Here is a 24,720-nt window from a genome sequence, read left to right as displayed (position 1 = left end):
GTCGCCGGCACCACCGGCTCGGGCAAGTCGGTGGCGATCAACACCATGATCCTCTCCCTCGTCTACCGGCTCTCGCCGGCCGAGTGCCGCCTGATCATGGTCGACCCGAAGATGCTCGAGCTCTCGGTCTATGACGGCATCCCGCACCTGCTCACCCCGGTGGTCACCGACCCGAAGAAGGCCGTGGTGGCGCTCAAATGGGCGGTGCGCGAGATGGAGGACCGCTACCGCAAGATGTCGAAGCTCGGCGTGCGCAACATCGACGGCTTCAACGCCCGCGTGGTCGAGGCGAAAGCGCGCGGCGAGACCATCACCCGCACGGTGCAGACCGGCTTCGACCGCGAGACCGGCGAGGCGGTGTACGAGGACGAGGTGATGGATCTCGACGCCTTGCCCTACATCGTGGTGATCGTCGACGAGATGGCCGACCTGATGATGGTGGCCGGCAAGGAGATCGAGGGCGCGATCCAGCGCCTGGCCCAGATGGCCAGAGCGGCCGGCATTCACGTGATCCTGGCGACGCAGCGGCCGAGCGTCGACGTGATCACCGGCACGATCAAGGCGAACTTCCCGACCCGGATCTCGTTCCAGGTGACCTCGAAGATCGACAGCCGCACGATCCTCGGCGAGATGGGCGCCGAGCAGCTCTTAGGCCAAGGCGACATGCTGCGCCGGGCGGCGACCTGTACGACCAGGCGGTGGCGGTGGTCTTGCGCGACAAGAAGGCCTCGACGAGCTACATCCAGCGTCGGCTGCAGATCGGCTACAACCGCGCCGCCTCGCTGATGGAACGCATGGAACAGGAGGGCATCGTCGGGCCCGCCAACCACGCCGGAAAACGCGAGATTCTGCTTGAAACGCCGGGAATGGGAGACGATTAAGACATTGTCGGAACCTTGGCGGCTGCCCTGCGTCATTGTTGAGCTATTCTCAATGGCCGAGCAGCTTTCACGATAATGTTCCGAAGGAGACCGAATCGGATGCGTGCCATCCCTCTTGCCGGCTTGGTAACGGCCCTCTTCGCGGGCACCCTGCCGGCCGTGGCGCAGATGCTTCCAATCGACATGATTCTGGCTCCGACCCGTCCGGCTGCGGCTCAGGCCTTCGCTCCCTCCCCGCCTCACTTGCCGACGGCCTCGTTCCACCCATCGCGCCCTGCGGTCGCCGAGATCCCGCCGTCGCGTCCCGTCATCCCCAGACCGGCCAATGCGGAGCAGGTCCTGGCCGTGACGGCTCCCTTGCCGCCGAGCCGCCCGGCTGTCGCGGAGGCGCAGCGGGCGCCCGAGGCCGAGCCCGTCGTGATCGCGCCCAGGCCCATCGTGACCGCGGCCGTGGAGCCGGTGGCCCTGCGCCAGCCGCTTTCGAACGATGCGGTGGTGGAACGGGCGAACGCCTATTTCACGAACCTGACCACATTGGTGGCGGATTTCACCCAGGTCGGCGGTGATGGACGGCGCCAGGGCGGCACCCTCTATCTCCAACGTCCCGGCAAGGTGCGGTTCGAATACGACCCGCCCGCTAACCTCGAGGTGATCGCCGACGGACGCTCGGTGGCCGTGCGCGACCGCAAGCTCGCCACCCAGGACCTCTATTCCATTTCCCAGACTCCGCTGAAATTCCTCCTGCGCGAGCAGGTCAATCTCGGCCGGGACATCCGGATCACCGGCATCGCCAATGACGGCGATTCGGTGCGCATCGGCCTGGAGGATTCCTCGACCCTGGGCGGCACCTCGCGCATCACCCTCTATTTCGACTCCCAGGTGGAAAACTTGAACCAGTGGCGCATCGTCGACGCGCAGGGCTTCCAGACGGTGGTGGTGCTGGGCAAGTCCGAGCGCGGCCGCGGAATCGACCAGGACCTGTTCAAGATCCAGTACGACATCCTCGTGGGCGGGAATAAGTAAGTCTCTCCGGCGGACGTCACGGCCGGCCTTGTACCGGTGATGACGACGGGAGTTTCATCTCTGTCTTCTCCGCAGAGACGACAATGTCGCCCTTCCCTCCGACCAAAATCTGTCGTAGCCCGAAAGGATCTTCCGAAGGGCTTCCTCCGTGCAACTGACCGTCTCGACCTGGAACATCAATTCCGTTCGCCTGCGCATCGATCAGGTGGGCCGCTTCCTGAAGGAACGCCGCCCGGACATCCTGTGCCTGCAGGAGACCAAGTGCCCGAACGACAAACTGCCACTCAAGGATCTCCAGGCCTTCGGCTATCCCTTCGTGGTCCATATGGGCCAGAAGGGCTACAACGGCGTTGCCATCCTGTCGCGCTATCCGTTCTCCGAGACGAGCGTGATGGAGATGTGCGGCCGCCAGGACGCGCGCCACATCACCGTGACCCTGAGCCGCGAGGCCAAGGGGGCGGCGGGGCTGACGATCCATAACTTCTATGTCCCGGCCGGCGGCGACATTCCCGACCCGGACCTCAACGAGAAATTCAGACACAAGCTCGACTTCATGGCGGAGATGCGCTCCTGGGGCAGCCGCGCGAAGCCCACCGAAGGTCCCGCGATCCTGGTCGGCGACCTCAACGTGGCGCCGCTCGAACACGATGTCTGGAGCCACAAGCAGCTTCTCGACGTGGTGAGCCACACCCCGGTCGAGACCGAGGCCCTGGAGGAGCTGCGCCAGGAGGCGGAGTGGATCGACGCCATGCGCGTCCTGCGCCCCGAGCCCGAAAAGATCTTTTCCTGGTGGAGCTACCGTTCGCCCGACTGGGCCGCCGCCGACAAGGGCCGCCGGCTCGATCATATCTGGCTGTCGAAAGGCATGAAGGACACGCTGCGGTCCATCGACGTCACCCGCGACACCCGCGGCTGGGAGCGCCCGTCCGACCACGCCCCGGTGACGGCGGTGCTGGAGCTTTAAAAGGATAGTTCCGTCCTTGTGTCTTTGAGATCTTGTTAACCGCTTTTTGCGAAAGGTTCTGCACAACTTTCCCTAAGGTAACTAGCCGTGCAGTTCTTCGCCAATCGGAAGCTTTCCCATCTCACGACCGCCGCCATGGTGGCGTTCGTCGTGCTCACCGCCGCCGCTTTCTTCGCAGTCGTTTCCCTTCAGACGCGCGCCGACGTCCAGACCAAGGCGCTGGCTCAGCTGCAATCCAACGTGCGGACCTTCGTGGGCATCCTGCGCGGTTCCATCGACAGCCTTAACGTGAAGAAGGACGCCACGGGCGCCGTCACCGGGATCACGGTCAACGACGACGCTGTGTTCTACAGCGACGAACTCGCCGACCGGATCGCCGAGGCCACGCAGGCTCCCGCCACTCTGTTTGCGAAGGATTCCACCGGAAACTTCATTCGCCGCGCCACGAACATGCGCAATCCCGACGGCTCCCGCGCGGTGGGAACGGCCATGGACCGCAACGGCGGGATCTTCCCCGTCGTGTCGGCGGGCGGCACCTATGTGGGCCAGGCCACGATCCTCGGGAACGACTATCTCGTGGTGAACTTGCCCGTCTTCGGCCAGTCCGGCCAGGTTCTGGGCGTCCTCGGCAGCGGGTATCAGGTCACCGCGCTCAAGGCTTCGGCGGACCGCCTCATGTGGCACATGGGGATGGTGTCTCTCGTGGCTGTCCTCGTGCTGACGCTCGCGGCGATCCTGTCGGCCCGGATGCTGTTCCGGCCCATTCCGAAGCTGGCGCAGACCATGAAGAGCCTGGCCCATGGCGAAACCGCCCTGACGGTTCCCTATGTGGCCTGGAAGAACGAGATCGGCGAGATGGCCCGGGCCGTGGAGATCTTCCGCGAGAACACGGTGGAGCGCCAGCGGCTGGCCGCCGAGCAGGCCACCGAGAGCGATGCGAAGATGCTGCGCGCCCTGAAGCTCGACGAGCTGACCCGTCATTTCGAGGCCAATGTCTCGGCCCTGACGCAGGGGCTCGCCGCCGCGGCCTCGGAAATGGAGGCCACCGCCCAGACCATGACGGTCACGGCCGACCGGACCAACCGGCAATCCGTCAGCGTAGCGGCGGCCGCCGAGCAGACCTCGAGCAGCGTGCAGACCGTCGCGGCCGCGACCGAGGAGATGTCGATCTCGATCCGGGAGATCGCCCGGCAGGTCAATCAGTCGTCCCAGATTTCGTTCGAGGCGGTCGAAAACGCCAAGCGGACGAACGGCATCGTGCAAGCCCTCTCGAGCAGTGCGGAGCGCATTGGTGACGTGATCACCCTGATCAACAACCTCGCCGCCCAGACCAACCTGCTCGCGCTCAACGCCACCATCGAGGCGGCCCGCGCGGGAGAAGCCGGCAAGGGCTTCGCCGTGGTGGCCTCAGAGGTGAAGAACCTCGCGACCCAGACCGCCAAGGCGACCGACGAGATCGGCTCGCAGATCGCCCAGATCCAGGGCGCCACCCAGGAGGCCGTGGGCGCGATTCACGGCATCCAGAGCATCATCGACCAGATTTCGGCCATCTCGACCGGGATCGCGGCCGCCATGGAGGAGCAGGGCGCCACGACGGGCGAGATCTCCCGCAGCGTCCAGGAAGCCGCCCGCGGCACGGGCCAGGTGACCGAGAGCATCGACAGCGTGAAGCACGGCGCGGGCGAAACCGGTGCCGCGGCCACGCAGGTCCTCGGCGCGGCCCAGGAACTCGCCCGCTATGCGGAGAACCTCAGCCGCGAGGTCGATGTCTTCCTGTCGGACGTGAAGGCGGCGTGAGAGACGAAGGTCTCAGCAACCACCTCCCACGTCATCACCGGCCTTGTGCCGGTGATCTCGCTTCCTTAAAGCGCGGCGCTCTTCCAATCGGGATGGCCGGCACGAGGCCGGCCATGACGGCAAGGGGTCACCCAGTCCGGCCACCCCAACCCGCGAGGGAGAGGGTTGACCCTCAAGCCTCATCCGGCGCTTTCGCCGGGATTTCCTCGCCGTCGATGGCGATGAGCTGCTGGCGGACCCGCTCCAGGCCCTCCGTGAGGCGCACCAGCTCGTCCGCCATGGCGTCCTGGATCGCCGCGGCGGCGTCGGGGAACTCCTCCAGCACCCGGCGCATGAGGCTCGGTGTCACGCGGATGATGGCCGAGGGCTCGCGGGCGGTGGCGGTGGCGCGGCGCTCGATACGGGCGAACAGGGCAGCCTGCCCGATGAGGGCGCCCGGACCGGCCATGAAGGCCTCGGGCGCACCGTTCTCGCTGGCGTCGAGCGCGATGGCACCACGGCTCACCACATAGCCCCCGTCCGAGCGGTCGCCCTTGCGGAACAGCACGTCGCCCTCGCGATAGGTCCGGCTTTCGGACGCGAAGGCGACGAGGCGCAGGGCATCCCGCCCCAGCAGGTTGAACAGCGGGGCCTGGCTCAAGATCGCGATGTCGTCGTCGAGCGCCATGGGATGTCAGGGAATCAGCTTGTAGCCGCCGGGCTCGGTGACCAGGATGCTTGCATTGGACGGATCGGCCTCGATCTTCTGGCGCAGGCGATAGATATGCGTCTCGAGGGTGTGGGTGGTCACGTTGGAATTGTAGCCCCAGACCTCGGTGAGCAGGGTGTCGCGCCCGACCACCGCCTGACCGGCGCGGTAGAGATAGCGCAGGATCGCCGTTTCCTTCTCTGTCAGCTTGAGCTTGGAGCCCTTGTCGGTGGTGAGCAGCTTCGAGCCCGGGCGGAAGATATAAGGGCCGATCTGGAACACCGCGTCCTCGCTCGCCTCGTATTGGCGCAGCTGCGCCCGGATGCGGGCGAGCAGCACCGCGAACTTGAACGGCTTGACCACATAGTCGTTCGCCCCGGCCTCCAGGCCCATCACCGTATCGGTGTCCGAGCCTTGAGCGGTGAGCATGATGATCGGGCTGCGGAAGCCGTTCTGGCGCATGACCTTGACCGCCTCGCGCCCGTCCATGTCGGGCAGGCCAACATCCATGATGGCGAGGTCGATCCGGTCCCCTTTCACCGCGTCGATGGCGCCCGTGGCGGTCTCGGCGATCGCAACCTGAAACTCGTCATAGAATCCGAGCTGCTCGGCTAGGGTGTCGCGCAGGTCCTGATCGTCATCGACGACGAGGAGGCGGCTGGCATTCGACATCTCAAACCCTTCAACACGAGGAACCGCGACAATGGCAGAAGCGGCTTTCCGATAGCGAGAAACCCACAGGCCTCAAGCCGGTTCGTTCGCTCTCTTGTCGCCGCGCACGATCCGGTTCGACCATCGCCGCCCGGATTTCGCCGGCGCGAGCCTTGAGCTTCGGATCACGCTCGACGCATAAGAGTAGTCATTCCCAGCTTGACAACAAGAGGGACCTCCCGTCCCTTCCACTGCCGATGAAACGTTCTCGCGTCAATGTCATCCGCGTCTTTCGCTCCCCCCTCGACCACCGGCGCGGGCGGATCGAGGCCGGAAACCTTGTCATCCCGTGCGCCCTGGGGCGCTCCAGCACGCGCCATGCCAAGCGCGAGGGCGACGGTGCCTCGCCGGTCGGGCGCTTTGGGATCGTGCAGGCCTTCTACCGACCCGACCATGGCCCCAGGCCCCGGACCGGCCTGAGGTTGAAGCCGATCCGGCCCTCAGACGGCTGGTCGGACGACGTGAGGGACCGCCGCTACAACCGCCTTGTCCCCCTGCCCTGCCCGACGAGCCACGAAAAGATGTGGCGGGACGACCATCTCTACGACGTGGTGCTCGACATCGCCTGGAACCGCGGTCCGATCGTCAAGGGCCGCGGCAGCGCGATCTTCCTCCATCTCGCCCGCCCGGGCTTCCTACCCACGGAGGGCTGCGTCGCCGTCGACCGGCGCATGATCCGCCGCCTGCTGGAGCGGATCGGGCCGAGGACGCGGATCGAGATCGTGGGGTAGCGCTCTGCTGTCGTGGCCGGGCTTGTCCCGGCCATCTCGATTGGAAAGACGCATCGCTCTTCGGATCGAGATCACCGGCACGAGGCCGGTGATGACGTGGCGGGTGTCGGCACCCACATGGCTCACCCGACTACACTTTCGTAAAACGTCTCCGGCCCGTCGATCTCCCGTAGCCGGCCCTTGTCGATGAGCAGGAATCGGGTGCCGATGGTGTTCACGAAGCTGCGGTCGTGGGACACGACGATGCAGGTGGCCTGTGCGTCGAGGATTTCCGATTCCAGCTGCTCGCGGCCCGGGATGTCCACGTGGTTGGTGGGCTCGTCCATGAGATAGAAGTTCGGCTCCGACAGGCGCAGCGCCAACAGGCCGAGCCGCGCCTTCTGGCCCGGCGACAGTTTCGCGATGGGCAAGCCTTGCCGCTCGATGGAAAAGCCCGCTTCCGCCAGCACCGCGCGGCTGCGCTGATCGCCGAGGCGGAAGCGCGACAGGATGACATCGTTCGCGGTCGCCCCTTGCGGCAATTGCGCCATGTCCTGGTCCACATAGCCGAGAGCGAGACTCGGGGTGACGCGGATGCCGGGCACCGCATCCGGTCGACTCATGGCTCCGTGCAAAAGGCGCACGAATTGCGACTTGCCTGCGCCGTTGCGGCCGAGCACGACGATGCGCTCGCCCTGCGCCACGTCGAGTTTCGGAACCGTGAAGAGCTTTCGCCCGTCCGGCGCCTGCACGGTGATGTTCTCCAGCGCCACGAGAACCCGCGCGTGGGTGCCGCGATTGGCAAGCCTGATCTCACCCGGCCGCTCCCTGTGCACGGAACGCGCCGTCTGCTCCAACGCGTCGGCACGGCGCTTGATCTGCGCGGATTTGATCTGCGCCGCGTCGCTGCCGCTGTTGATGCCGACATTGCGCAGCTCCTGGGCACTCTGGCGCAGACGCTTCACCTCGCGCAGGGTCTTGTCGCGTTGCGTATGCGCCGCCGCATCATGCGCGTCGAGCAGTTCTCGCGCATGCCGATAGGGATGCGCGAAGGCGACGGATTCCTCCGGCCGCAGGAAAAGGGTTTTCGTCGTGCAGGCATCGAGGAAGTCGCGGTCGTGGCTCGCCACCACGATGGGTGCGGTGTAACCGGCTGCGTTGATCCAGGCTTCCAACTTGAAGAGTTTCTCAAGATCGAGATGGTTCGTCGGCTCGTCGAGGAGCAGCAGATCCGGTTGCGTGATCCACGCCCGTGCGATGAGCGCAAGACGCTGCCAGCCGCCGCTGAGCGCGCGCATCGGCATGGTCCGTAGATCGCCTGGCGTCCCGAACTCGTCGAGCACCATGTCGACGCGCCATTCCAGACCCGCGCGCTCGTCCGCCGGCAATGCCCGCAGCAGCATGTCATGGAGAGACAGGTCGAGCAGGTTCGCGGGAACGTCCTGCTCCACGAGTGCGATGCGCAATCCTCGCGAGCAGATGATATCGCCATGTGTCGGTTCGATCAGTCCGGCGATGCATTTCAGAAGTGTGGACTTGCCGGCGCCGTTGGCGGCGACGAGTCCAATGCGGTCGCCCTCGCCGATGACGAGGTTCAGGTTCTGGAACAGGGGCGTGTGGGCAATGACGGTGACATTGCGAAGGCTCAAAGCGGCCATGGGGAAATCTCACTGGTGCAGCGCTTTCGGGCAAAGCCCATCGGAAGCGCGAAAAGTCCGGAACGTGTCAGACGCGCCTGGGTCCTTGCGGAGCCGCGGGCGCGATGAGCCGTTCAGAGCTGACCAGAATGAGATGGAGACAGAGAGAAGGCTGTCAGATCCGTTCGATGGCCGGCCCTGCAACAAGCTGCTGCAGGGCGTGCCAGGGGCCGAACTTGCGTTGATGCATCGCTTCAAACATGCAGCCCTCCCTGGTTCGAATGGTGATCGAGAATTTAAGCTTAACCGGGATGCGCCCAGGATGCAATCTCGGGACGTCATCGCTTCTTGATGAAGTCCACGAAGGCGCGCAGGGGCGCGGGCATGTGGCGGCGGCTCGGGTAGTAGAGGAACGGCCCGGAGAACGGCTGCAGCCAATCCTCCAGCACCGGTTCGAGGACGCCGCTCTTCAGTTCCTGCTCCACGAAACCCTCGAAAGTGGCGATCAAACCGAGGCCCTGGATGGCGGCCGTGACCTCCAGGTCGATGCTGTTGGCGATCACCCGCGCGATCGGGGTGATCTTGATAACCTCTCCGTCGCGCTCGAACTCCCAGGGGTGCATGACACCGCTGGCGAAGCGATGGCGGATGCAGGCGTGGTTCAGGATGTCCCTCGGATGCGTCGGGCGGCCGTGCGCGGCGAAATAGGCCGGCGCACCGGCGACCGTGAAGCGCTGCATCCGCGGGCCGATGGGCACGGCGATCATGTCCTTCTCCAGCCGCTCGTCGTAGCGGATGCCCGCATCGAACCCGGCCGCAAGGACATCGACGAAGCTGTCGTCACTGATCACCTCCAGAACGATCCCGGGATGGGCGGCGAGAAAGGGGCCGATCAGGGTCGGGAGCACCAGGCGAGTCACGGCTGTGGGAACATTGAGCCGCAACGTTCCGGTCGGCGAATCGCGAAAGCCATTCACGGCATCGAGCGCGGCCGCGACCTCGCTCAGGGCCGGACCGAGGCGTTCGAGCAGGCGCTGGCCGGCTTCGGTCGGCGTGACGCTGCGGGTCGTGCGGTTGAGGAGCCGCACCCCGAGCCGGGCTTCCAGCCGCCGCAGGGCTTCGCTCAGGGTGGAGGCGGATACCCCGCGCAATCGCGCCACGCTGCGGAAGCTGCGCGCCCGCGCCACCGCCGCGAAGGCATCGAGATCCGCCAGATCCACATCGCTCATTGTTCGAAAATCCAAACAGCCTGTCCCGGTTATGCCGGATTATCGCACGAACCGGAAGCGGGCATGATCCGTTCATGCCAGCGGACGCCGTTGGCCGATATTCAGGAGATCGAAGGATGCAACACCGCCGCTTGGGACAAACCGGTCCCTCCGTTTCCGCCTTTGGCCTGGGCTGCATGGGCATGTCCGGCATGTACGGACCGGCCGACCGGACAGAGAGCATCGCCACCATCCATGCGGCGCTAGAGGCCGACATCACCCTGCTCGACACGGGCGACTTCTATGGCATGGGCCATAACGAGATGCTGATCGGCGAGGCGCTTCAGGGGCGCAACCGCGATCAGGCGCTCATCAGCGTGAAGTTCGGTGCCATGCGCGATCCGACCGGCGCCTGGCTCGGCTACGATGCCCGTCCGCAGGCCGTCAAAAGCTTCCTCGCCTATACCTTGCAGCGCCTGCGGGTCGATTACATCGACATCTACCGCCCGGCCCGTCTCGATCCCAACGTGCCGATCGAGGACACCATCGGGGCTATCGCCGACATGGTGAAGGCCGGCTATGTGCGCCATATCGGCCTTTCCGAGGTCGGCCCCGAGACCATCCGCCGGGCGGCCAGCGTGCATCCGATCTGCGACCTTCAGATCGAGTATTCGCTGATTTCGCGCGGGATCGAGGAGAGCATCCTGCCAGCCTGCCGCGAACTCGGCATCGGAATCACCGCCTATGGCGTGCTCTCGCGCGGCCTGATCAGCGGTCATTGGAGCAAGGACCAGGCCAGCCCTGGTGATTTCCGCGCCCACAGCCCGCGTTTCCAGGATGGCAATGTCGAGAAAAACCTCGCCCTGGTCGAGGGGCTCAAGCGGGTGGCGGACCGGAAGGGCGTGAGCGTAGCGCAGATCGCCATCGCCTGGGTGGCCGCGCAGGGCGACGACATCGTCCCGCTCATCGGCGCCCGCCGCCGCGACCGACTCAGCGAGGCCCTTGGGGCGCTGGACGTGAGGCTGACCAAGGAGGATCTCGCGGCCATCGAGCAGGCAGTGCCCCGGGGCGCCGCGTCGGGCGACCGCTACGCCGCTCCCCAGATGGCGATGCTGGACAGCGAGCGGGGGTAAAAATTCTGCCACGTCATCACCGGCCTTGTGCCGGTGATCCCGATTTGTGAGACGCGCCGCTCTTCAGCATCGGGATGGCCGGGACAAGCCCGGCCATGACGTGGGAGGGCGCCGTGCTGGCGTCCGTAGGCTGGAAATGGGATCCGCCGTGGCACTTTGGATGCCCTTCCCGTTGGCTGCGCTCCGACTGACCGCTCTCCTCAGCCGACCTTCGTCCGGCTTCCGAAGATCGCGCTGCCCACCCGCACATGGGTGGCGCCGAGCTGGATTGCGGCATCGAAATCAGCGCTCATGCCCATGGAGAGCCAGTTCAGACCGTGCCGCTTGGCGATGGTGTTGAGCAGGGCGAAATGGGGGGACGGCGGGTCCTCCGCCGGCGGGATGCACATGAGGCCCTCGATCTCCAGGCCATACCTATCGCGGCAGGCTTCGAGAAACGCATCCACCTCGGTCGGGATCACGCCACCCTTCTGCGGCTCCTCGCCGGTGTTCACCTGCACCAGCAGGCGAGGCTTTCTCCCCTGCTTGGCGATCTCCTTGGCCAGCGCCTCGGCGAGCGACGGGCGGTCGAGGGTGTGGATCACGTCGAAGAGCTCCACAGCCTCCTTGGCCTTGTTCGACTGTAGCGGGCCGATCATGTGGAGTTCGACGTCGGGATAGTGCTCGCGCAAGGACGGCCACTTGGCCTTGGCCTCCTGCACGTAGTTTTCGCCGAAGACCCGCTGGCCCGCAGCGAGCACGGGCGCGATCGCTTCCGCCGGGAAGGTCTTCGACACCGCCACGAGGGTGATCGCGGCCGGGTCGCGGCCGTAATCGGAAGCCGCGCGCCGGATGCTCTCCCGCACCTGTCTCAGGCCTTCGACTGCGTCGTTCTCGCTCATGGGACCTCTCAAGACCATCTCGCATGCGCGAAACCGTTGACCGCGCCGGAGAGCTGTGTCCTAGTCCGCCGCAACCCGGCGGCGCAAGCCGCTTCGCTGATCAATGACGGATGTGACGAGAAAAATGAGGCCCGAGCGCTACAACGCCAAGGAAGCCGAGCTGAAATGGCGGCAGGTCTGGAACGACCGCGACCTGTTCAAGACGAACAACGACGATCCCCGTCCGAAATACTACGTGCTCGAGATGTTCCCCTATCCGTCGGGGCGCATCCATATGGGCCACGTGCGCAACTACACCATGGGCGACGTGGTGGCGCGCTATAAGCGGGCCCGGGGCTTCAACGTGCTCCACCCGATGGGCTGGGATGCTTTCGGCATGCCGGCCGAGAATGCCGCCATGCAGAACAAGGTCCACCCCAAGCAGTGGACCTATGCCAACATCAGTACCATGCGCGCCCAGCTGCAGAGCATGGGCCTGTCGCTGGACTGGAGCCGCGAGATCGCGACCTGCGATCCAAGCTATTACAAGCACCAGCAGCGCATGTTCCTGGACTTCCTGGAAAAGGGTCTCGTCGACCGCAAGACCGCGAAGGTGAACTGGGATCCGGTCGACCACACGGTGCTGGCCAACGAGCAGGTGATCGACGGACGCGGCTGGCGTTCGGGCGCTCTGGTCGAGCAGCGCGAGTTGACCCAGTGGTTCCTGAAGATCACCGATTTCGCCCAGGATCTGGACGACAGACTCGACACCCTGGACCGCTGGCCGGAGAAGGTGCGCCTGATGCAGCGCAACTGGATCGGTCGCTCCGAGGGCCTGCTGGTCCGCTTCTCCCTGAAGCCGGAGACGGTGCCGAACGGCGAGACTGAGTTGCAGATCTACACGACGCGCCCCGACACCCTGTTCGGCGCGAAGTTCATGGCGGTTGCGCCCGATCATCCGCTGGCGAAGGCTGCTGCCGAGAAGAACCCGGAGCTGGCCGCTTTCATCGAAGAAACCAAGCGCATGGGCACGGCCCAGGAGACCATCGACAAGGCCGAGAAGCTCGGCTTCGACACGGGCATCCGCGCCGAGCATCCCTTCGATCCGGACTGGACGCTGCCGGTCTACGTGGCGAACTTCATCCTGATGGAATACGGCACGGGCGCCATCTTCGGCTGTCCGGCGCACGACCAGCGCGACCTGGATTTCGTCAACAAGTACGGCCTGGGCAACACGCCTGTTGTCTGCCCGTCGGACGTGGAACCGGCCTCCTTCCTCGTCACCGATGTGGCCTATGACGGCGAAGGCCGGATGATCAATTCCCGCTTCCTCGACGGCATGACCATCGCTGAGGCCAAGGAAGAGGTCGCCCACCGCCTGGAATCGCAGAATCGTGGCAATCACCCGGTTGCCGAGCGCAAGGTGAATTTCCGCCTGCGCGACTGGGGCATCTCGCGCCAGCGCTATTGGGGCTGCCCGATCCCGATCATCCATTGCGACGCCTGCGGCGTGGTGCCGGTGCCGAAAGACCAACTTCCGGTTGAATTGCCGGAGGATGTGTCCTTCGATGTGCCGGGCAACCCGCTCGACCGCCACCCGACGTGGAAGCACGTGGATTGCCCGCAATGCGGGGCCAAGGCCCGGCGCGAGACGGACACCATGGACACGTTCGTGGATTCGTCCTGGTACTTCGCCCGCTTCACGGACCCGACCCTGACCGACGAGCCCACCGACCGGGCGACGGTCGATGCCTGGCTGCCGGTCGACCAGTATATCGGCGGCATCGAGCACGCGATCCTGCACCTGCTCTATTCGCGCTTCTTCACCCGCGCGATGCGGGAGACCGGGCATGCCGGCCTGGACGAGCCCTTCGCGGGCCTGTTCACGCAGGGCATGGTGGTCCACGAGACCTACAGGGACCAGAATGGCGGCTGGGTGCTGCCCGCCGACGTGCGCTTCGAGGTTCAGGGCAACACGCGCAAGGCCTTCCATGTGGAGACCGGCGCGCCGATCGAGATCGGCTCCATCGAGAAGATGTCGAAGTCGAAGAAGAACACGGTCGATCCGGACGAGATCATCGCGTCCTACGGGGCCGATACCGCCCGCTGGTTCATGCTCTCCGACTCGCCGCCGGAGCGCGACGTGATCTGGACCGAGGAAGGCGTGCAGGGCGCGGGCCGCTTCGTCCAGCGCGTATGGCGCCTCGTCGGCGACATCGCCGAGCGCATCGGCAGCGCCGATGGCGTTTCCGGCAATGGCCCGATCGCGCTCGCCGTTCGCAAGGCTGCGCATAAGGCCCTGGCCGCCGTCGAGGACGACGTGGAGCGCCTGCGCTTCAACCGCTGCGTGGCCCATCTCTACGAGCTGGCCAATTCCCTGCAGGACCTCTCGAACCAGGCCAAGACCAGCGACGAGCCGGGCTTGAGCCCTGCCTTCGCCGAGGCCGGGCGCATCTTCGTGCAGCTGCTCGCGCCGATGATGCCGCATCTCGCCGAGGAATGCTGGGAGTCATTGGGTCAGCCGGGTCTCGTATCCGACGCGTCTTGGCCGGTTCTCGACCGTTCGCTGCTGGTGGAGGACACGATCACCCTGCCGGTTCAGGTCAACGGTAAGAAGCGGGCCGACGTGACGGTTGCCCGTGATGCGGATCAGGCTACAGTCGAGGCGGCTGTGCTCTCGCTCGAGGCCGTGCAGAAGGCCATGGAGGGGAAGTCCGCCCGCAAGATCATCGTGGTTCCCCAAAGGATCGTGAATGTCGTCGCTTAAGTTGAAGAGCCTTGCTCACGTGGTTGTCGTGGCAGGCCTGTCTCTCGGCCTGTCCGCCTGCTTTCGTCCGCTCTACGGCCCGACAGCCTCGGGCGAGTCGCTCCAGACGGTGCTCGCATCCATCGACGTGCCGATGACCGATTGGCCGCCGTCGCTCGCAAATGTCGGCCATTACCTGCGCAGCGAGATGATCTATGCGCTCAACGGTTCGGGGTCGGACACGCCCAAGCGCTACAAGCTCGCCCTGAAGTTGAGCGAGAGTCGGTCGAGCCCGGTCGTGAACAGCGAGACCGGCACGGCCAGCTCCGTCATCGTTGCCGGCACCCTGACCTATACCCTGACCAGCCTGGACGGAAAGACCGTGGTCACGCAGGGCACGGCGACCTCGTCCAACAGCTTCGACCGCTTCTCTCAGCGTTTCGCCAACATCCGGGCGGGCCGCGATGCGGAGATCAGGCTTGCCAAGGATCTGGCGCAGCAGGTGAGAACCCGGTTGTCGGCGGCGCTCGCAACCGCAAGCTGAACCGATGGTCGCCGTCAAAGCAGGTGACGTGGATGGGGCGCTGCGGCGCCCCGACCCGCGGATCGGCGTGTTCCTGTTCTATGGGCCCGATATGGGCCTGATCAACGAGCGCGCCCGCTCGGTGGCTGAGCGCTCGGTGGACGATCCGTCGGATCCCTTCCAGCTCATCCGCATCGACGGCGACGACATCGCCGCCGATCCCGGACGCCTGGCCGACGAGGCCGGGACCATGGGCCTGTTCGGCGGCAAACGCGCCATCTGGGTGAAATCGACCTCGCGCAACATCGCGCCGGCGGTCGATGCGGTCCTCAAAGGCGAAATCCAGGATACGGTCATCGTCATCGAAGGGGGCGACCTGCAGAAATCCTCGCCTCTGCGGACGCTTTGCGAACGCTCGCAGAAGGCGCTCGCCCTGCCCTGCTATGCCGACACGGGCCGCGACCTCGGCACGGTGGTCGACGAGACCTTGAAGGCGAGCGGCTTTTCCATCCAGCGCGAAGCGCGCACGGCCCTGATCGCGAGCCTCGGCGGCGACCGACTGGCCACCCGGGGCGAACTCGCCAAGCTCATGCTCTATGCTTACGGGCAGCGCGAGATCACGCTCGCCGACGTGGACGCGATCATGAGCGACGTGTCGAGCCTTGCCATGGATGCGGTGATCGATGCCGCTTTCGGCGGCGAGGGCACGGGCCTCGAAACCGGCTCCAGGCGTCTGGCCGCCGAGGGCGTCAATGCGGCCGTACTCCTAGGCGCAGCGCTTCGCCATGCCCTGATGCTGCTGACGGCGCGCCTTTCCGCAGAGGAAGGACGGCCGATTCCCGCCGTCATGGAAACCATGCGCAGCCTGCATTTCCGGCGCAAGCCCCTGGTGGAGCGCCATCTTCAGCGCTGGACGAGCGACAGTCTCAAGAACGCCATCGCGCTTCTTCAGGCGAGTCTTCTGCAAACCCGCCGCCTCTCCGACCTGGACGATACGATTGCGGCCAAGACCCTGCTGGACATTGCACGGGCCGCGCGGCGGTAAACTCGGCTCAGCCCTTGGCTAGCGGCCTTCCGAAGATAGGCTCAACGCGCGTGTTGCTTGTGATAGGTGAGTGCCATCGCCACACAATGCCTGAACGGATCAACGGGAAAGTCGTGCCCGACTGTGAAGATGAGCGCTCGATTTCCCTGAAATGTGAAGTCATTCGGATAAAGTTGTCGGAATGTGGAAACGAGAGTCGTCTGGTAGTGAAAGAAGACAGCATAATGCTCTGGCTCCTCTTTTACTGCATCGATCCTGATCGTCGTTCCAATCTTCGGATGCGCGGGCAGAAAAGCCGGTTGGCCCCATTTCAGGGTTTCAATGATCTCTCCGACTGCATCCATCTCAGATGCAGTCGTGAAGATGAGATCGAGCACCTTCAGCAGCGGTTTTCTGACTTCCGGTGGATAGGTCCTGAATTTTGCCTCAAGCTGAGCGTTGCCAAAGGGAATTTCCATCAGCTGTCCTGAACACGTTCATGCTGATGTTATCCGGTAACGCAGAATCGGCAACGGGACAGGTCATGCTGGCCGTCCGGAGAGCAATCCCAGCTCAAGTGTTTGACCGACCCCGCTTGCCTGGACTTCGCTGAAGCTTACGGGTTCAACCGCCGGCACAGGCCGTCGAGCTGCTCAAGGGTCTTGTACTTGATGCGCAACTCGCCGCCCTTGGCCTTGTGGTCGATGCTGACGGTGAGGCCGAGCACGTCCTGCAGGGCCCGTTCGAGCGCGCGAGTGTCCGGGTCCTTTTCCGCCTTCGCCGCCTTGTCCGCCTTGGCCTCCGCCTTCTCGGGCGTTGCGTTGTCGTTCTGCGCGATCTCCTCGACCTGACGCACGCTCAGGCCTTCGTCGATGACGCGCCTGGCCACTTGGACCGGATCCTTCACGGACAGGAGCGCGCGGCCGTGGCCTGCGGTGAGCTTGCGCTCCATCAGGAGCTTGCGCACGCCGGGCGGCAGATCGGCGAGGCGCAGCATGTTGGCGATGTGGCTGCGGCTCTTGCCGATGATCTTCGAGAGGTTCTCCTGGGTGTAGGAGAACTCGACCATCAGGCGGGAATAGCCTTCCGATTCCTCGATCGGATTGAGGTCGGCGCGCTGGACGTTCTCAAGAATCGCGTATTCGAGCGAGGTTTTGTCGTCGATGGTGACGACGACCACGGGCACCTTGTGCAGCCCTGCCTTCTGGGCCGCGCGCCAGCGGCGCTCGCCGGCGACGATCTCGTAGTTTTCGCTTGAACCCGGCACCAGGGACCGCACCACGATGGGCTGGATGATGCCGCGATCCTTGATCGACTGGGTCAGTTCCTGCAGATCCTCGTCGTCGAACACTTTCCGCGGATTGCGCGGGTTCGGGCGCAGGAATTCCACCGGCACATGGCGGGGCACGAAACCCTTGCGCTCGAGGTTGCCCATCTCGTCCCCGACCTCCCCGATCAGGGCGGCCAATCCACGGCCCAGGCGCGACTTACCTTCTTCTGCCATTGTCTCTCTCAAATGTTTTTTATGCCGCGCGCAGGGCGCGTTCACGCTGAATGACTTCGGATGCCAAACGGAGATAAGCCTGCGAGCCCGCGCATTTCAGATCGTAGAGCAGGACCGGCTTGCCGTGCGACGGGGCTTCGGACACGCGAACGTTACGCGGGATCATGGTCTCGTAAACCTTGTTGCCCATGAACTCGCGCACGTCGGCCACGACTTGGCCCGAGAGGTTGTTGCGCGGGTCGAACATGGTCAGCACGACACCGTGGATCGAGAGATCCGGGTTGAGGGCCGAACGGACCTGTTCGACTGTCTTGAGCAGCTGGCTGAGACCTTCCAGAGCAAAGAATTCGCATTGGAGGGGGACAAGAACCGCGTCAGCAGCGACCAAGGCATTGATGGTCAAAAGATTGAGCGATGGTGGGCAATCGATCAAAATATAGGTAAAAGGTTCGCTTACCTCAGTGACCGCAAGGCTCTGGATCGCGGAGCGAAGACGATGCGTCCGGTTACGTTCGCTGGCGATTTCCAGTTCGACGCCGAGCAGGTCGAGAGTCGAGGGCGCAATTGACAATCCAGGCACCACGGTCTCGGTAATGCTCTCGTCCAGCGACGCTTCGCCGGCGAGCACATGGTAGGTCGAGACCTGACGGCTCTTGCGGTCGATTCCCAATCCCGTCGAAGCGTTGCCCTGCGGGTCGAGATCGATGATCAGGACCTTCTCACCGATAGCGGCCAGCGCCGTGCCGAGGTTGATCGCCGTCGTGGTCTTGCCGACGCCTCCCTTTTGGTTGGCGAGCACGAGAACGCGTGGCGTCACGCCACGCGCGCCTGCTTCGAATCCGTTGCGGTCGGTCATCATGAATGGCTCTCGATGGAGGTTATGCGAAGAATCCTGGCTTCGGAATCGGTCAGGCTCGGCAGGATCTCTGCCTCGAATGTCCACTGTTTCCGTGCCTCGGTCAATTCAGTCTCGACGTCCCGCCCTTTGGGAAACAGGCCCATTGTCCCCGCTTTCAACAAGGGGGCCGTCCAGTCCAGCAGCAGTGGGAGCGATGCCAGAGCGCGGGCGGAGACCACATCGGTCTTGCCAATGAAGTCCGGAACTACCGCCTCGAGCCGCGCTTCGTGGATCAGCGCTGGGACGCCCGTCAGCCGGACGATATGGCGGAGGAAGGCGCATTTGCGCGAGTTGCTCTCGACGAGGTGAACCTTGAGCCCCCTCTCCGCCCCCGCGATGGCGAGTACCAGACCGGGAAAGCCGGCACCGGAGCCGAGGTCCAGCCACGTCTTGGCATCAGACGCTAGGTCGAGAAGCTGGAGCGAATCGACGATATGGCGGTCCCAGATCTGGGTGAGTGTCGCCGGTCCGACGAGGTTCTTGATCGCCTGCCAGCGGCGAAGCTCGCGCTCCAGCAGCTCCAGCTTCTCGAATGTTTCACGTGAAACATTCAGGTCGGATGCGGTGGTCTTGTGGGGTGCCGTCATACCAAAGCCTCGACTGCGCGACCGCCTCTCCCAGAACCTTTGCGGGCATGAGCAGCCAGGAGTGTCAGGGCAGCAGGCGTGATGCCCTCGATCCGCGCCGCCTGCCCTAAAGTCTTGGGACGAACGAGATCGAGCTTGGCCTTGATTTCATTCGACAGACCCGGAAGCCCCTGGAAGTCGATGCTTTCCTCCAAGACGACGCCTTCGTCCCGACGGTAGGCAGCGATGTCTGCCTGCTGCCGGTCGAGATAAACCGCATAGGTCGCATCCGTCTCAAGGCGGTCCCGAACCGCGGCAGTTACTCCGGACAACTCCGGCCAGACCCGAGTGAGCTCGGCCCAGCCTATATTCGGATAGGAGAGAAGCTGATAGGCCGAACGCCGAACGCCGTCCTGATTCAAAGCAAGACCTTGGCGAGACGCCTCCTGAGGAGTCAGCGTGAGCCCCTGGAGACGCTGTCGTGTCTCGCGAATTTCGGCCTGCGATTGCCCGAAATGCCTCTCACGCTGTGAGCCGACGCAGCCGAGTTCCAGGCCCTTGCCGGTCAGGCGCTCATCCACATTGTCGATACGCAGGCTCAGGCGGTACTCGGACCGGGAGGTGAACATCCGGTAAGGCTCGCTGACACCGCGGGTAATCAGGTCGTCAATGAGTACCCCGATATAGGATTCCGCCCGGTCGAACACCGCGCCGCCCTGCCCGGATGCCCGACGGGCCGCATTGAGGCCGGCCACCAGCCCCTGAGCGGCCGCTTCCTCGTAGCCCGTCGTGCCGTTGATCTGCCCGGCCAGGAAGAGGCCCTGGACCGCCTTCGTCTCGAGCGCGGCGGTCAAGTTGCGCGGATCCACGTAATCGTACTCAATGGCATAGGCCGGCTGGAGCATCCTGACCTTCTCCAGGCCCGGGATATGCTGCAGGAAGGCGAGCTGCACGTCCTCCGGCAGAGAGGTCGAAATCCCGTTCGGATAAACCGTGATGTCGTCGAGCCCCTCGGGTTCGAGGAAGATCTGATGTCCGTCCCGGTCGCCGAAACGCACCACCTTGTCCTCGATGGAGGGGCAGTAGCGGGGTCCCCTGCCCTGAATCTCGCCGGAATACATGGCCGAGCGATGCAGGTTGTCCCGGATCAGGGCATGAACCTTGTCCGTGGTCCGGGTGATGCCGCACTCGATCTGCGGGTTCTCGATACGGGAGGTCAGTAGGGAAAACGGCACCGGCTCGTCATCAGCCGCCTGCTTGTCGACGCCGGCCCAGTCGATGGTGCGGCCGTCCAGGCGGGGCGGGGTACCGGTCTTCAGGCGGCCCAGCGTGAAGCCGAGCCGTTCGAAGGTCTTCGGCAGTCCGAGCGACGGGCGCTCGCCCATCCGTCCCGCCGGGATCTTCTTCTCGCCGATATGGATCAGACCCGACAGGAAAGTGCCGGTGGTGATGATCACGGCTCCGGCGGCGAGGATCCGGCTGTCCGTCAGGAGGAGACCAGCGATCCGGCCATCCTGGACGACGAGATCGTCCGCCTCTCCTGCGACGATGGTCAGGTTCGGCGTCTGCAGCAGCTCGGCCTGCATGGCGCGGGCATAAAGCTTGCGGTCGGCTTGGGTGCGGGGACCACGCACGGCCGGTCCCTTGCGGCGGTTGAGCAGGCGGAACTGGATGCCGGCTCGGTCGGCGATGCGGCCCATGATCCCGTCGAGAGCATCGATCTCGCGAACGAGATGGCCCTTCCCTAGACCGCCGATGGCCGGGTTGCAGGACATGGCCCCGATGGTCGACAGCTGGTGCGTGACGAGAGCCGTGCACGCGCCCATGCGGGCCGCCGCAGCGGCCGCCTCGGACCCCGCGTGCCCGCCGCCCACGACGATCACATCGAACACCTGACTCATGACGTTCTCCATACCGAAGCCTTGGACCCCAACTGAGATGACCGGGGCAGCTTCGACGCCTCCCGCTACACCGGCGAAATGACCCGGTGCGAAGGGGCGAAAGTACCTTTTCTATACGATGCGCTTGGGTCTAGTTGCCCGCGCGACAGAGGTCAAAAGGGCAAAATGTTTCACGTGAAACATTCCGGGCCCGACCCCGGTTCTACACATTCCATTCACAGGATGTACGGAGCCGATTCAGCATTGTTCCACCGATTCGTGAACAGCTGAAAATGCGACTCTCACCGATTCGATTCAGAGTTACCGAGCGCGCCTGTCACTTGCCGATGCAGAAGCTGGAAAACAGCCGGTCAAGCACATCCTCCACATCCACACGGCCGGTGATTTCACCGATGGCGCGGGCTGCCAGCCGAGCTTCCTCGGCAGCCAATTCGAGAGGGCCGTGCTTGACGAGCAGGATACGCGAACGATCGAGAGCAGCATGGGCCCGCTCGAGCGCCTTGCGGTGACGCTCCCGGGTGACGACGGCGTCCCCCTGCCCCATCAGCGCGGCGGCTTCCTCTTCGACGCTGGCGATCAGCTCCGGCAATCCTTCGCCGGTCGCGGCCGCGATCATGAGATCGCAATCCTTCCGGACTTGGCCCAGATCCGACTTCGTACCGACGCGCAGGAGACGCCGCGCAGAGGGCGGCGCAGTCTCCTCACCTTCCGGCGGCACGAGCCAGAGCACCAGGTCCGCATTGTCTACACGAGCGCGGGCGCGGGACACGCCTTCCTGCTCGATGGCATCAGCGCTCTCCCGCAGGCCCGCCGTGTCGACGATGATCACCGGCAGACCGCCGAGGTCGCAATGGACCTCGATCGCGTCGCGGGTCGTGCCGGCAATCGGCGACACGATCGCCACATCCCGCCGGGCGAGCGCGTTCAGCAGGGTCGACTTTCCCGCATTCGGCGGACCGGCGAGAACCACTGTGAGACCTTCGCGCAGGCGCTCGCCGCTACGATCCGCCATGGCGTGGCCGATCTCGCCCCGCACTCGTTCGATCATCTGCAGGATCTCCGCCTCGAGATCCTCCGGAACATCGCCCTCGTCCGAAAAGTCCAGGCTTGCTTCGAGAAGCGCCAGAACCTGCAGCACGCTCTCGCGCCAGTCCTCGGCGGTATTGCCGAGCCGCCCACCGAGCTGGCGCATGGCCTGCCGACGTTGCGCCTCCGTCTCGGCATCGATGACATCCGCGAGACCCTCGACCTGGGAGAGATCCATCCGCCCGTTGAGGAACGCCCGACGGGTGAACTCGCCGGCCTCCGCCGCGCGGCAGTTCTCCAGAGAGCCGAGAGCGCGCAGCACGGCGGCCCGGGTCGCCAAACCGCCATGGATCTGAAGTTCGGCCTGATCCTCACCGGTGAAACTCCCCGGTCCCGGCATCCACAGGACGAGCGCCTGATCGAGCGGCTCGCCGCTCATGGGGTCCTTCAAGGTCCGCACGACCGCGCGCCTCGGCTCCGGCAGCCTCCCAGTCATCCGCTCCAGAACCGCGCGGCTCTCCGATCCGCTGATGCGGATGAGGCACACGGCGGCGCGGCCGTGACCGGAGGCGATGGCGAAGATCGTGTCGTCGGAACGCATGGGAATGAACCTCGTCAGCGTGAGAGGATTTAAGGTTGATGAAAGCCTAAAGCCATGGACCGCGACCGAGTCGATCGGCCGGGCCTGCCGACGCCGGAGCAGACATATGAACCGCCTGAACGAGGCCAGCTCCCCCTACCTTCTGCAGCACAGGGACAATCCTGTCCATTGGTGGGAATGGGGACCCGATGCCCTTGCCGAAGCCAAGCGACTGAACAAACCGATCCTGATCTCCATCGGCTATGCCGCCTGCCATTGGTGCCACGTGATGGCCCAGGAGAGCTTCGAGGATCCGTATGTGGCCGCTGTCATGAACGAGCTCTTCGTCAACATCAAGGTCGACCGGGAGGAACGGCCGGATGTGGACCATGTCTATATGAGCGCCCTGCATCTCCTGGGCGAACCCGGCGGCTGGCCGCTCACCATGTTCCTGACACCGGAGGGCGAACCGTTCTGGGGCGGCACCTATTTCCCGAAGGAGGCGCGCTTCGGGCGGCCCGGCTTCGTCGGCGTGCTGCGCGAGATCGGCCGCCTCTATCGCGCCGAGCCGGAGCGCATCCTGAAGAACCGGGATGCGATCAAGCAGCACCTCGCCCGAACAGACACGAGCGACGGCGGTACGCTCCGCCTCGACGATCTGGACCGCCTGGGCGCTCGCCTGTCCGAACTGGTCGATCCAGAGAACGGCGGGCTCCAGGGCGCACCGAAATTCCCCAATCCGCCGATCCTCGAATTTCTCTATCGCTATGCCTGCCGCACGGGCGATGAGGGTGCGAAGAAGCGTTTTCTCCTGACCCTGGAGCGGATGGCGCTCGGCGGCATCCATGATCATCTCGGCGGCGGCTTTGCCCGCTACTCCGTCGACGAGCGCTGGCTCGTGCCGCATTTCGAGAAGATGCTTTACGACAATGCCCAGCTCCTGGAACTCTACGCGCTGGCCTATGCCGAGACCGGCCGCGCCCTGTTCCGGGATGCAGCCGAGGGGATCGTCACCTGGCTCCGGCGGGAAATGACCACACCGGAGGGTGCCTTCGCGTCGAGCCTCGATGCAGATTCGGAAGGCGAGGAAGGTCGGTTTTACGTCTGGAGTCTTGCCGAAATCCGAGACGTCCTCGGCGACGAGGATGCGACCTTCTTCGCGAAGGTCTACGACATCACCGAAGAGGGAAATTTCGAGGGAAGCAATATCCCGAACCGGCTCATCTCCGGCGAGGCTCCGCCCGCCGTCGCGGAGCGCCTCGCCGCCCTGCGGGCCAAACTTCTCGAGCGGCGCGCGACACGGGTCAGGCCCGGACTGGACGACAAGGTGCTGGCGGACTGGAACGGTCTCATGATCGGTGCGCTGGTCCGGGCCTCTTCCCTGCTCGACCGGCCCGACTGGATCACACTCGCCCAGCGGGCCTATCGCTTTATCGCGGAGGCCATGACCCGCGACGGACGGCTCGGTCATTCCTGGCGCGGCGGTGCGCTGATCTTTCCGGGTTTCGCACTGGACCATGCCGCCATGATGCGGGCGGCGCTGGCGCTCTTCGAGGCGACCTCCGACCGTGCCTACCTCCGGGATGCGGAAACATGGCGCCACCGGCTGCTCTCGGACTATCGGGTCGAAGAGACCGGCTGCCTTGCCATGACAACCCGGGACTCCGACACCTTGGTGATCCGGCCGCAGCCGACCCAGGACGATGCGGTGCCCAACGCCAACGGGGTTTTCGCCGAAGCCCTGGTCCGGCTGGCGCAGCTCACGGAGACTGACGGCGACCTCCACCGGGCCTCGGATGTCCTGACGCGGCTCGTCGGGGTCGCCCGCTCTTCGCCGCTGGGCCATACGTCGATCCTCAATGCCCTCGACCTGCACCTGCGCGGCCTGACCATACTGGTCACAGGAAACAATGCCGACGCTCTCTTCGAGACCGGATTGAAAATCCCCTATCCGGTCCGCAGCGTCCGCCGCCTGCAACCGGACGAAGAGCTCGACGATAACCATCCAGCCAAGGCGCTCGCCTCATCGAGCATCGGGCCGCGGGCTCTCGTCTGTGCCGGGATGCGCTGCTCGCTGCCGGTGACGGATGCGGATGGGCTGAAGGCGCAGGTGCGGGAGATGCTGGGCGCCAAAGTCGGTTCGGCACCAAAGGATTGAGGCGTCAAGGAAGCGGCGATGTTTTTCTTCTTCTCGAACCGCCTGGGCTGCGCAGGCTCACTCCTGGTTTCCGCCGTGCTGACCCTGATCGTCCTGTGGCTCATGGGCGTGCTGTGAGCGCAAACAAAAACCCCACCCTCGCGGTCTGAGAGGATGGGGCTAAATGTCCGAAGGCGGACGTT

The 24,720-nt window shown here is 64.8% G+C and carries 20 protein-coding genes and 1 pseudogene; 10 read left to right on the top strand and 11 right to left on the bottom strand.

Annotation, left to right across the window (positions count from 1 at the left end; translation table 11 throughout):
* The 4 genes and pseudogenes from AB4097_RS06665 to AB4097_RS06650 form a co-directional block, all read left to right on the top strand.
* Positions 1-881, top strand: a pseudogene (locus AB4097_RS06665) (FtsK/SpoIIIE domain-containing protein); the annotation flags it as partial.
* Between the two features lie 99 nt (positions 882-980).
* The gene (locus AB4097_RS06660; RefSeq protein WP_442037825.1) at positions 981-1,904 is read left to right on the top strand and encodes an outer-membrane lipoprotein carrier protein LolA; all 924 of its coding nucleotides are present in this window, start codon (positions 981-983) and stop codon (positions 1,902-1,904) included.
* 148 nt (positions 1,905-2,052) lie between these two features.
* Complete coding sequence (xth, locus tag AB4097_RS06655) at positions 2,053-2,868, top strand: exodeoxyribonuclease III (protein WP_442037824.1); 816 nt, start codon at positions 2,053-2,055, stop codon at positions 2,866-2,868.
* 87 nt (positions 2,869-2,955) lie between these two features.
* Positions 2,956-4,665 carry a methyl-accepting chemotaxis protein gene (locus AB4097_RS06650; RefSeq protein ID WP_442037823.1) on the top strand — a complete coding sequence of 570 codons (1,710 nt, stop codon included), beginning with the start codon at positions 2,956-2,958 and terminating at the stop codon, positions 4,663-4,665.
* Positions 4,666-4,837: 172 nt separating this feature from the next.
* Here AB4097_RS06650 and AB4097_RS06645 read toward each other — a convergent pair whose 3' ends face one another.
* Both AB4097_RS06645 and AB4097_RS06640 read right to left on the bottom strand, forming a co-directional pair.
* Positions 4,838-5,332 carry a cyclic nucleotide-binding domain-containing protein gene (locus AB4097_RS06645; RefSeq protein ID WP_442037822.1) on the bottom strand — a complete coding sequence of 165 codons (495 nt, stop codon included), beginning with the start codon at positions 5,330-5,332 and terminating at the stop codon, positions 4,838-4,840.
* A gap of 6 nt (positions 5,333-5,338) precedes the next feature.
* Positions 5,339-6,025: a response regulator transcription factor gene (locus AB4097_RS06640; RefSeq protein ID WP_442037821.1), complete on the bottom strand. Its 687-nt coding sequence runs from the start codon at positions 6,023-6,025 to the stop codon at positions 5,339-5,341.
* Between the two features lie 236 nt (positions 6,026-6,261).
* On the opposite strand from AB4097_RS06640, the gene AB4097_RS06635 reads away from it, so the two are divergent.
* Positions 6,262-6,795 carry a L,D-transpeptidase family protein gene (locus AB4097_RS06635; RefSeq protein WP_442037820.1) on the top strand — a complete coding sequence of 178 codons (534 nt, stop codon included), beginning with the start codon at positions 6,262-6,264 and terminating at the stop codon, positions 6,793-6,795.
* A gap of 122 nt (positions 6,796-6,917) precedes the next feature.
* On the opposite strand, the gene AB4097_RS06630 is transcribed toward AB4097_RS06635, so the two are convergent.
* Positions 6,918-8,432: an ABC-F family ATP-binding cassette domain-containing protein gene (locus AB4097_RS06630; protein ID WP_442037819.1), complete on the bottom strand. Its 1,515-nt coding sequence runs from the start codon at positions 8,430-8,432 to the stop codon at positions 6,918-6,920.
* A gap of 317 nt (positions 8,433-8,749) precedes the next feature.
* Positions 8,750-9,640, bottom strand: coding sequence for a LysR family transcriptional regulator (locus AB4097_RS06625; protein WP_442037818.1), 891 nt, complete (start codon positions 9,638-9,640; stop codon positions 8,750-8,752).
* Positions 9,641-9,756: 116 nt separating this feature from the next.
* Here AB4097_RS06625 and AB4097_RS06620 point away from each other — a divergent pair, with 116 nt between their 5' ends.
* On the top strand, positions 9,757-10,752 hold the full coding sequence (locus tag AB4097_RS06620; protein ID WP_442037817.1) for an aldo/keto reductase: 996 nt from the start codon (positions 9,757-9,759) through the stop codon (positions 10,750-10,752).
* A 200-nt stretch (positions 10,753-10,952) separates the two neighbouring features.
* Here AB4097_RS06620 and AB4097_RS06615 read toward each other — a convergent pair whose 3' ends face one another.
* Entirely contained in the window at positions 10,953-11,633 is a 681-nt protein-coding gene (locus AB4097_RS06615) for a YggS family pyridoxal phosphate-dependent enzyme (RefSeq protein ID WP_442037816.1), read from the bottom strand.
* A gap of 124 nt (positions 11,634-11,757) precedes the next feature.
* Between AB4097_RS06615 and leuS the strand changes: the two genes are divergently transcribed.
* From leuS to holA, 3 genes are read left to right on the top strand one after another with little or no spacing between them, the layout of a single operon-like run.
* Positions 11,758-14,379 (top strand): leucine--tRNA ligase, encoded by a 2,622-nt coding sequence (gene leuS, locus AB4097_RS06610; RefSeq protein ID WP_442037815.1) that lies wholly within the window; start codon positions 11,758-11,760, stop codon positions 14,377-14,379.
* Positions 14,366-14,902: an LPS assembly lipoprotein LptE gene (gene lptE / locus AB4097_RS06605; RefSeq protein ID WP_442037814.1), complete on the top strand. Its 537-nt coding sequence runs from the start codon at positions 14,366-14,368 to the stop codon at positions 14,900-14,902. Before leuS ends, lptE begins: the two co-directional genes overlap by 14 nt.
* A 4-nt stretch (positions 14,903-14,906) precedes the next feature.
* On the top strand, positions 14,907-15,926 hold the full coding sequence (gene holA / locus AB4097_RS06600) for a DNA polymerase III subunit delta (protein ID WP_442037813.1): 1,020 nt from the start codon (positions 14,907-14,909) through the stop codon (positions 15,924-15,926).
* A gap of 41 nt (positions 15,927-15,967) precedes the next feature.
* Here holA and AB4097_RS06595 read toward each other — a convergent pair whose 3' ends face one another.
* From AB4097_RS06595 to mnmE, 6 genes are all read right to left on the bottom strand, one after another.
* Positions 15,968-16,384 carry a DUF1801 domain-containing protein gene (locus AB4097_RS06595; protein ID WP_442037812.1) on the bottom strand — a complete coding sequence of 139 codons (417 nt, stop codon included), beginning with the start codon at positions 16,382-16,384 and terminating at the stop codon, positions 15,968-15,970.
* A 137-nt stretch (positions 16,385-16,521) separates the two neighbouring features.
* The gene (locus AB4097_RS06590) at positions 16,522-17,409 is read right to left on the bottom strand and encodes a ParB/RepB/Spo0J family partition protein (protein WP_442037811.1); all 888 of its coding nucleotides are present in this window, start codon (positions 17,407-17,409) and stop codon (positions 16,522-16,524) included.
* A 19-nt stretch (positions 17,410-17,428) separates the two neighbouring features.
* Positions 17,429-18,268, bottom strand: coding sequence for a ParA family protein (locus AB4097_RS06585; RefSeq protein ID WP_442037810.1), 840 nt, complete (start codon positions 18,266-18,268; stop codon positions 17,429-17,431).
* On the bottom strand, positions 18,265-18,894 hold the full coding sequence (gene rsmG / locus AB4097_RS06580) for a 16S rRNA (guanine(527)-N(7))-methyltransferase RsmG (RefSeq protein ID WP_442037809.1): 630 nt from the start codon (positions 18,892-18,894) through the stop codon (positions 18,265-18,267). The genes AB4097_RS06585 and rsmG overlap by 4 nt, the downstream gene beginning before the upstream one ends.
* A complete protein-coding gene (gene mnmG, locus AB4097_RS06575) occupies positions 18,891-20,774 on the bottom strand; it encodes a tRNA uridine-5-carboxymethylaminomethyl(34) synthesis enzyme MnmG (protein ID WP_442037808.1) in 1,884 nt (627 codons plus the stop codon). Before mnmG ends, rsmG begins: the two co-directional genes overlap by 4 nt.
* A 316-nt stretch (positions 20,775-21,090) precedes the next feature.
* Entirely contained in the window at positions 21,091-22,401 is a 1,311-nt protein-coding gene (mnmE, locus tag AB4097_RS06570; protein WP_442037807.1) for a tRNA uridine-5-carboxymethylaminomethyl(34) synthesis GTPase MnmE, read from the bottom strand.
* A 106-nt stretch (positions 22,402-22,507) separates the two neighbouring features.
* Between mnmE and AB4097_RS06565 the strand changes: the two genes are divergently transcribed.
* Complete coding sequence (locus tag AB4097_RS06565; RefSeq protein ID WP_442037806.1) at positions 22,508-24,538, top strand: thioredoxin domain-containing protein; 2,031 nt, start codon at positions 22,508-22,510, stop codon at positions 24,536-24,538.
* Positions 24,539-24,720 lie beyond the last annotated feature (182 nt).

This window comes from Microvirga sp. 2MCAF35, assembly GCF_052115545.1.
Taxonomy (GTDB): Bacteria; Pseudomonadota; Alphaproteobacteria; order Rhizobiales; family Beijerinckiaceae; genus Microvirga.
This window is presented reverse-complemented; position numbering and strand designations above follow the sequence as displayed.